Below are 8,577 nucleotides of genomic sequence, written 5' to 3' on the forward strand. Positions count from 1 at the left end.
GTTATTGGTCCTCAGCCGCCGTGGCCGCTGGATTCTCGGCGGGCAGGTCGGTGTTGTTATCGCCCAGCATAATGTGGTCGAGGATCTGGCGCATGATAGTCCCGACTGCCGGGCCTGCACCGCCGTTTTCCAGAATGATCGCCACCGCGACCTGGGGATGGTCATAGGGGGCAAACGCCGTCATCAACTTATGGTCGCGCAGGCGTTCAGCAATTTTATGGGCGTTATAGGTTTCGTTGGCCTTCAGGCCAAACACCTGTGCCGTACCGGATTTCGCCGCCACTTTATAAGGCGCGTTAGCAAAATATTTGTGCGCCGTACCGTTGGCACGGTTGGCCACGCCATACATACCGTCTTTGGCAATCTCCCAGTAGCCAGAGTGGATATCGCCCACCGGCGGCTGCTCAGGCTGCTTCCAGGGCACCTGCTGGCCGTTCTGTGCCGTGCTCATCAACAGATGCGGGACTTTGACGATGCCATCGTTAATCAGGATCATCATCGCCTTGCTCATCTGGATCGGCGTCGCCGTCCAGTAGCCCTGGCCGATGCCCACCGGAATGGTGTCACCCTGATACCACGGCTTCTTAAAGCGCTTGAGCTTCCACTCGCGGGTTGGCATGTTCCCGGAGCGCTCCTCTGAGAGATCGATGCCGGTATAGTGGCCGTAGCCAAATTTACTCATCCACTCCCCGAGGCGATCGATCCCCATGTCGTAGGCGACCTGGTAGAAGAAGGTATCGGCGGACTCCTCCAGCGATTTGGTGACGTTCAGGTGGCCGTGGCCCCACTTTTTCCAGTCGCGATAGCGCTTCTCAGAGCCGGGGAGCTGCCACCAGCCGGGATCAAACAGGCTGGTATTGCGGTTGATCACCCCCGCGCTCAGCGCCGACACCGCGACATAAGGCTTAACGGTGGATGCCGGGGGATAGACGCCCTGGGTAGCACGGTTAATCAGCGGCGTATTGGGATCGTGCAGCAGGCCGTTGTAATCCTTGCTGGAGATCCCGTCAACAAACAGGTTTGGGTTGTAGCTTGGCATGGAGACCAGCGCCAGAATGCCGCCGGTGCGCGGATCGGTGACTACCACCGCCGCCCGGCTCCCCTCCAGCAGGGTTTCAATATAGGTTTGCAGCTTGAGATCCAGCGTCAGGTAGATGTCATGCCCGGCCTGGGGCGGCACCTCTTTCAGCTGGCGGATCACGCGGCCACGGTTGTTAACCTCAACCTCTTCATAGCCGGTTTGGCCGTGAAGGACATTCTCGTAGTAGCGCTCAATGCCCAGCTTGCCGATATCGTGCGTGGCTGCATAGTTGGCGAGGATCCCCTCTTTATCGAGCCGTTCAACGTCTTTATCGTTAATTTTCGATACGTAGCCGATAACGTGGGTCAGGGCAGAGCCATAGGGGTAGAAGCGACGCTTGTAGCCTTTGACTTCCACGCCGGGGAAGCGGTACTGGTTAACCGCAAAACGCGCCACCTGAACTTCTGTCAGGTTAGACTTCACTGGAATAGAGGTGAAACGGTGCGAGCGGGCGCGCTCTTTTTTGAAATTGGCGATGTCATCATCGTTGAGATCGACCACGTCACGCAGCGCATCCAGCGTCTGCTGCACGTTATCCACCTTCTCAGGCATCATCTCAACCTGGTAGATGGTGCGGTTGAGCGCCAGCGGCGTACCGTTGCGGTCATAGATAATGCCGCGGCTCGGGGCAATTGGCACCAGCTTGATACGGTTTTCGTTGGAGCGCGTCTGGTAGTCGGTGTGACGGACGATCTGCAGATTATAGAGGTTGGCGACGAGCACGCCGCTGAGCAGCAGGATCCCTGTAAAGGCGACAATCGCCCTGCGCACAAACAGCGCGGACTCAGCCGTATAGTCGCGAAAAGAGTTCTGTAATTTCATCCGCTGCTTAATCTACCTAAGGCTCTTCGTTACTCACGGTGATAGGGATGGTTGGTCGTAATGCTCCATGCGCGATAGAGGCTTTCAGCCACCAGAACCCGGACCAGCGGGTGGGGGAGCGTTAACGCAGAGAGTGACCAACTTTGTTCTGCTGCCGCTTTGCAGGCGGGGGATAACCCTTCCGGACCGCCGATCAGCAGGCTGACGTCGCGTCCGTCCTGCTTCCAGCGCTCCAGCTCGATGGCCAGCTGCGGCGTATCCCAGGGCTTGCCTGGAATATCGAGGGTGACGATGCGGTTTTTTCCAGCCGCAGCGAGCATAAGCTCACCCTCTTTATCAAGGATACGTTTGATGTCGGCATTTTTGCCGCGCTTGCCGGCAGGGATCTCTACCAGCTCAAACGGCATATCTTTCGGAAATCGACGCAGATATTCAGTAAAGCCGGTTTGTACCCAGTCGGGCATTTTCGTGCCGACGGCGACCAGTTGCAGCTTCACCCATTAACCCCAGAGCTTTTCCAGCTCATAGAGCTGACGGCTCTCTTCCTGCATAACGTGGACAATGACATCGCCCAGATCGACCACGACCCAGTCGGCAACGTTTTCGCCTTCTACGCCAAACGGGATCAGGCCGGCAGCGCGGGATTCCTGAACTACGTGGTTAGCGATAGAGACAACGTGACGTGTCGAGGTCCCGGTGCAGATGATCATGCAGTCGGTGATGCTTGATTTACCTTTAACGTCTAAGGTGACGATGTCCTGACCTTTCAGGTCATCAATTTTGTCGATAACAAAATCCTGGAGTGCTTTACCCTGCAAGTGTTCCCCCTGGGTGGATGCAAATAACGATATTCAATAGATAGTCAGCCAGTATACCTGAAGCCCGGCCTTTTCGGGACAAGAGTTGCCCATATGTGTCTGAAAGTGGGCTATCATCCCACCCTCCGCACAAGATTGCATCGCCATTTTTGTAAAACAATTTCTATGGAACTGCTGCGGAGGGAAAAGTCTGGCAGCGGAGAATAGCAGTCTTGACGATCGTGTCAATCTTCTAATGAATTAATCCCAGGCTTAGCGATACAGACCCTGCTGTACAATGTAGTCGAGCACGGCGGGTGGGAGCAGATCGTCACAGGGCTGGTTCTGCTGTAGCCGCTGACGGATTTGCGTGGCTGAGATGTCGAACCACGGGGTTTGCGCGAGAAAAATTTTTCCGGCGGGCAGGGTATGCAGCTCCCGGGCATCGATGGTGAGATGCTGCTCTAGCCAGCGCTGGTGCGTTGCATCGCGCATCTCCAGCGCATAGCCGGGACGGCGGCAGACAATCAGATGGCAGTAGCTAAGTATGCTGTCGTAGCGGTACCAGGTCGGGAAGCTGAGCAGCGAATCCTGACCGATAATAAATGCCAGCGGGCGAGCAGGGCCGCTCTCCTGACGCCATAGCGCCAGCGTTTCCGCCGTATAAGAGGGCGTATCGCGCTGCAATTCCCGCTCGTCGAGGGTGAACAGTGGACGGTCGTTGATAGCCAGCGCCAGCATAGTTTTACGCTGCTGGCTAGTGGCCTCCGGCTGCGGGCGGTGGGGCGGCACGTTATTGGGCATGATGATAACCCGTGCGAGATTAATCGCCTCTGCCAGCGCCTCTACCGGTAAAAGGTGGCCGTAGTGGACGGGATCGAAGGTCCCGCCAAACAGCGCCTGCAGCTGATTCATATCATCCATCGATAAAAACGTCCGCCAGTGTCTTATGACAGAGTAGCAGAGAGAGTCCTTCCAGCTCGGCCCAAACCGACTGACCGTAGTCCTGCTTTACGGTGAGTTCGGTGCGGCTCAGGAGATGCACCGCCTGGCGAAGCTGGGTATGGCTCAGGCGGTTTAGCGCCTCGGTGGTGACGGCGCGGCGGTTCTGCCACACCCGGTGTTTATCAAAGAGGGTGCGCAGCGGAGTCTGCGCCATCTGGCGCTTTAAGGTCACCAGCTGCAGCAGTTCACGCTGCAAGGTACGCAGGAGGATCACCGGCTCGCTGGCCTCAAGCTTCAGCTGCTGCAAAATATGCAGGGCGCGTTTGCTCTTGCCTGCCAGCAGGGCATCCACCCAGTGGAAGGGGGTAAAGTGCGCGGCATCGTTCACCGCCTGCTCAACGCGGGGCAGGGTGAGCTTGCCGTCGGGCCAGAGCAGAGAGAGACGTTCCAACGCCTGCGCCAGCGCCAGCAGGTTACCCTCATAGCAGTAGCAGAGCAGCTGGTTCGCAGCATCATCAAGCTGGAGATGATTCTGTTTTGCACGATTTGCAACCCAGCGCGGCAGCTGCGCCTGCTCCGGCGTCTGGCAGGTGACCAGCACGGCGCGGTTAGCCAGGGCGGTAAACCAGGCGGCATTCTCCTGCGCCTTAGTGAGCTTATTGCCGCGCACGATCAGCAGCAGATCGTCATGCAGTAGTCCTGTCAGGGTGGCGAGCTGTTCATTGATGGCCGCATTGGGCCCGTTGTCCGGCAGCTGGAGTAGCAGCGTCTGGCGGCTGGCAAACAGGCTCATGGCCTGGCAGAGGGAGAAAAGCGCGGTCCAGTCGGTACTGGCATCCAGGGCAACAGTGTGGTGCTCATCAAAGCCCTGAACGGCGGCAACCTGACGCACCGCATCCTGGCTCTCCTGCAGCAGCAACGGATCGTTACCAAGCAGCAGATACGCCGCGCGCAGCCCTTCATTGAGCTGCGCGCGGAGCTGTTCAGGGTACAGCTTTAACATCAGTTACCCAGCGTGGTTGAGACGCGAGAAGAGGTATCGCTTGCTTTAGCTTCTGCTTTGGCTTCCGCAATCTTCTCCTGCTTCTCTGCCGTTTGCACGCTTGGCAGCTGACGGATCAGCTGCTGGGCGGCTTTATCGTACATTTCGTTGACGATCATCTCCTGCTCGGCATCTTTCGCCAGCGCGGTCTGCGGATTATCAAAGAATGAACGATAGACCGTGGTGTGCAGCGGATAGATCCCCTGACCTGGGATCAGTACCGAAGCCTGGACTCTCATCACCATCTGGTATTCAGCCGTACGGCCATCACGGAAGATGGAGGCGGTGTCCTGGCTAACCGATGATGAACCCAGACGCAGGGAAGGCACATCCTGGCGCACGGAGCTCTTCTCTACCAGCGTCACGCCGTTCAGGCGCAGCTGCGCGCGTATCGCACGGCTGAGCGGACCGTTAGGATCCCCAGAGTCGAAAATCATCGTTTTCATCTCATCAGGAATGGCTGAGCTGTTGCGCAGGTGCCAACCGCATCCGGCGGTGGCCAGCACCGCCAATGACAACAAGAGTGTTGTTAGAAATCGCACGCTTCCTCCCGCGCTTAGCCAACGACCAGATTAAGCAGTTTACCTGGAACGTAAATCACTTTACGTACGGTAACGCCATCAAGATATTTTGCTACCAGCGGCTCCTGACCTGCACGCTCGCGCACCTGCTCTTCGCTGGCGTCGACCGGCACGGTGATTTTACCGCGTACTTTACCGTTTACCTGTACGACGACCAGGGTGGTGTTCTCGACCATCGCCTGCTCATCCGCTACCGGCCACGGCGCGTTGTCGATATCGCCTTCGCCTTTCAGCTCCTGCCACAGGGTGAAGCTGGCGTGCGGGGTGAACGGGTTCAGCATACGCACCACGGCCAGCAGCGCCTCCTGCATCAGGGCGCGATCCTGCTCGCCTTCCAGCGGCGCTTTCGCCAGCTTGTTCATCAGCTCCATGATCGCCGCAATGGCGGTGTTGAAGGTCTGACGGCGACCGATATCGTCGGTCACTTTGGCAATAGTTTTATGTACGTCACGACGCAGCGCCTGCTGATCTTCGTTCAGCGCAGCAACGTCCAGCGCCGGGGCATCGCCCTGCGAAGTGTGCTCGTAGACCAGTTTCCAGACGCGTTTCAGGAAGCGGTTCGCCCCCTCTACGCCGGACTCCTGCCACTCAAGCGTCATATCCGCCGGGGAGGCGAACATCATAAACAGACGCACGGTATCCGCGCCGTAGCGCTCTACCATCTCCTGCGGGTCGATGCCGTTGTTTTTCGACTTGGACATCTTGCTCATGCCGGTATAGACCAGCTCATGACCCGCCGCGTCCTGCGCTTTCACGATGCGGCCTTTCTCATCGCGTTCAACGATCGCCTCTTTCGGGGAGACCCAGTTACGCTCGCCGTTTACGCCCACGTAGTAGAAAGCGTCTGCCAGCACCATGCCCTGGCAGAGCAGTTGCTTCGCTGGCTCATCAGAGTTCACCATGCCTGCATCGCGCATCAGCTTGTGGAAGAAGCGGAAGTAGAGCAGGTGCATAATAGCGTGTTCAATCCCGCCGATGTAGATATCCACCGGCAGCCAGTAGTTGGCGGCGTTCGGATCCAGCATCCCCTCGTTGTACTGCGGGCAGGTGTAGCGCGCATAGTACCAGGAGGACTCCATAAAGGTGTCGAAGGTGTCGGTTTCACGCAGCGCTGGCTGACCGTTGACGGTGGTTTTCGCCCACTCCGGATCGGCTTTGATCGGGCTGGTAATGCCATCCATCACCACGTCTTCCGGCAGAATAACCGGCAGCTGATCTTCCGGGGTCGGCAGCACGGTGCCGTCTTCCAGGGTGACCATCGGGATGGGTGCACCCCAGTAGCGCTGACGGGATACGCCCCAGTCGCGCAGACGGAAGTTAACCTTGCGTTCGCCGACGCCGTTAGCGGCCAGCTTGTCGGCAATGGCGTTAAACGCGGCTTCAAAGCCCAGACCGTCAAACTCGCCGGAGTTAAACAGCACGCCTTTTTCGGTCAGCGCCTGGGCGCTGAGATCCGGCTCGCTGCCGTCGGCTGCGAGGATAACCGGCTTGATCTCTAAGCCATATTTGGTGGCAAACTCGTAGTCGCGCTGGTCGTGGCCCGGAACGGCCATTACTGCGCCGGTGCCGTACTCCATCAGCACGAAGTTCGCTGCCCAGACCGGGATCGCTTCACCGGTCAGGGGGTGAATAGCGCGCACGCCGGTGTCGACGCCTTTCTTCTCCATGGTCGCCATGTCTGCTTCGGCAACCTTGGTGTTACGGCATTCGGCAATGAAGTCGCCCAGCGCCGGGTTATAGGCCGCCGCCTGGGTGCTTAGCGGGTGGCCCGCGGCAACCGCCAGATAGGTGACGCCCATAAAGGTGTCTGGACGGGTGGTGTAGACGGTCAGCTTGTCGTCGCTGTTCTCGACGTCAAAGGTGATCTCAACGCCTTCCGAGCGGCCGATCCAGTTGCGCTGCATGGTTTTAACGGTGTCCGGCCACTGGTCCATATGGTCCAGGTCGTTCAGCAGCTCGTCAGCGTAGGCGGTGATTTTGATAAACCACTGCGGGATCTCTTTACGCTCAACCTTGGTGTCGCAGCGCCAGCAGCAGCCGTCAATTACCTGCTCGTTAGCCAGCACGGTCTGGTCGTTCGGGCACCAGTTCACCGCCGAGGTCTTCTTGTAGACCAGGCCTTTTTTATACAGCTCGGTGAAGAACTTCTGCTCCCAGCGGTAGTATTCCGGGGTGCATGTCGCCAGCTCGCGGCTCCAGTCGTAGCCAAAGCCCAGCATCTTGAGCTGGTTTTTCATGTAGTTGATATTGTCGTAGGTCCACGGCGCGGGCGCGGTGTTGTTCTTCACTGCGGCACCTTCCGCTGGCAGGCCGAACGCATCCCAGCCGATGGGCTGCAGAACGTTTTTGCCCAGCATGCGCTGATAGCGGGAGATCACGTCGCCAATGGTGTAGTTACGCACGTGGCCCATGTGTAGCCGGCCAGAAGGATAGGGAAGCATAGAGAGGCAGTAATACTTCTCTTTGCTCTCATCTTCAGTGACTTCAAATGTGCGCTTCTCTTCCCAGTGAAGCTGGACTTTGGATTCTATCTCTTCCGGGCGGTATTGCTCTTGCATGGCAGCCAGTGGTCCTGTTTTCAATACAGCTACAAGCGTAGCATTAAGATGTGTTGTTCAAGATCCGCATAGCATAGCCCAAACGCCAGTTTCAAAACAGCCTTTCGCGCTGACGGTGATGAAAAGGGCTGACGGGCATCCTTGCACGAATTTACACAGGCTGTGGCAAAGGTAGCAAAGCGGCGGAAAAATAAGGTCTATTATTAGAAGACGTTACCCAGCCCGGAGGCGAAAGGATGAACAAGGTTGCTCAGTATTATCGTGAACAGGTTACGACGCTGACCGAGCGTTTGCGCAGTGGCGATCGGGATATCGATGCGCTGGTGGAGCAGGCGCGGCTACGCGTCACCCAGACGGGCGAGTTAACGCCAACCGAGGTCGAGGAGCTGACGCGTGCCCTGCGTCGCGATCTCGAAGAGTTTGCCCGCAGCTATAACGAAAGCCAGGGGGAGGTCACCGACAGCGTCTTTATGCGGGTGATTAAAGAGAGCCTGTGGCAGGAGCTGGCGGATATTACCGATAAAACCCAGCTGGAGTGGCGCGAGGTGTTCCAGGATCTGAACCACCACGGGGTCTATCACAGCGGTGAGGTGGTAGGATTAGGGAATTTAGTGTGTGAGAAGTGCCACTATCACCTGGCGGTCTACACCCCGGATGCGCTGCCGCTCTGTCCGAAGTGTGGTCATGACCAGTTCCAGCGTCGGCCGTTTGAGCCGTAATGGAGATTGTAACGCCCGGTAAGCGTAGCGCC

8 protein-coding genes are annotated in these 8,577 nt (G+C 57.8%); 1 reads left to right on the forward strand and 7 read right to left on the reverse strand.

Going from position 1 to position 8,577, the window contains the following annotated elements; all coding sequences use genetic code 11:
* Position 1 precedes the first annotated feature (1 nt).
* The 7 genes from mrdA to leuS all read right to left on the reverse strand — a co-directional run bounded on the left by mrdA (position 2) and on the right by leuS (position 7,826).
* On the reverse strand, positions 2–1,903 hold the full coding sequence (mrdA, locus tag FN633_RS07030; RefSeq protein WP_042392033.1) for a peptidoglycan DD-transpeptidase MrdA: 1,902 nt from the start codon (positions 1,901–1,903) through the stop codon (positions 2–4).
* Between the two features lie 29 nt (positions 1,904–1,932).
* Entirely contained in the window at positions 1,933–2,400 is a 468-nt protein-coding gene (gene rlmH / locus FN633_RS07035; RefSeq protein WP_042392035.1) for a 23S rRNA (pseudouridine(1915)-N(3))-methyltransferase RlmH, read from the reverse strand.
* A 3-nt stretch (positions 2,401–2,403) separates the two neighbouring features.
* Positions 2,404–2,721 carry a ribosome silencing factor gene (rsfS, locus tag FN633_RS07040; RefSeq protein WP_042392036.1) on the reverse strand — a complete coding sequence of 106 codons (318 nt, stop codon included), beginning with the start codon at positions 2,719–2,721 and terminating at the stop codon, positions 2,404–2,406.
* Between the two features lie 252 nt (positions 2,722–2,973).
* Entirely contained in the window at positions 2,974–3,624 is a 651-nt protein-coding gene (nadD, locus tag FN633_RS07045) for a nicotinate-nucleotide adenylyltransferase (protein ID WP_154057227.1), read from the reverse strand.
* Entirely contained in the window at positions 3,617–4,648 is a 1,032-nt protein-coding gene (holA, locus tag FN633_RS07050; protein ID WP_154057228.1) for a DNA polymerase III subunit delta, read from the reverse strand. Before holA ends, nadD begins: the two co-directional genes overlap by 8 nt.
* A complete protein-coding gene (lptE, locus tag FN633_RS07055; protein WP_154057229.1) occupies positions 4,648–5,229 on the reverse strand; it encodes an LPS assembly lipoprotein LptE in 582 nt (193 codons plus the stop codon). Before lptE ends, holA begins: the two co-directional genes overlap by 1 nt.
* 14 nt (positions 5,230–5,243) lie before the next feature.
* A complete protein-coding gene (gene leuS, locus FN633_RS07060) occupies positions 5,244–7,826 on the reverse strand; it encodes a leucine--tRNA ligase (RefSeq protein WP_154057230.1) in 2,583 nt (860 codons plus the stop codon).
* A 236-nt stretch (positions 7,827–8,062) separates the two neighbouring features.
* On the opposite strand from leuS, the gene FN633_RS07065 reads away from it, so the two are divergent.
* Positions 8,063–8,545 carry a zinc ribbon-containing protein gene (locus FN633_RS07065; RefSeq protein WP_154057231.1) on the forward strand — a complete coding sequence of 161 codons (483 nt, stop codon included), beginning with the start codon at positions 8,063–8,065 and terminating at the stop codon, positions 8,543–8,545.
* The last annotated feature ends 32 nt before the right edge of the window (positions 8,546–8,577 follow it).

Origin of the sequence: Pseudescherichia vulneris (assembly GCF_902164725.1) — a bacterium.
Lineage (GTDB): Bacteria > Pseudomonadota > Gammaproteobacteria > Enterobacterales > Enterobacteriaceae > Pseudescherichia > Pseudescherichia vulneris.

Coding starts and splice junctions, on each gene's coding strand:
- mrdA (WP_042392033.1), bottom strand. CDS start 1,903: ATGAAATTACAGAACTCTTTTCGCGACTATACGGCTGAGTCCGCGCTG.
- nadD (WP_154057227.1), bottom strand. CDS start 3,624: ATGGATGATATGAATCAGCTGCAGGCGCTGTTTGGCGGGACCTTCGAT.
- holA (WP_154057228.1), bottom strand. CDS start 4,648: ATGTTAAAGCTGTACCCTGAACAGCTCCGCGCGCAGCTCAATGAAGGG.
- leuS (WP_154057230.1), bottom strand. CDS start 7,826: ATGCAAGAGCAATACCGCCCGGAAGAGATAGAATCCAAAGTCCAGCTT.
- FN633_RS07065 (WP_154057231.1), top strand. CDS start 8,063: ATGAACAAGGTTGCTCAGTATTATCGTGAACAGGTTACGACGCTGACC.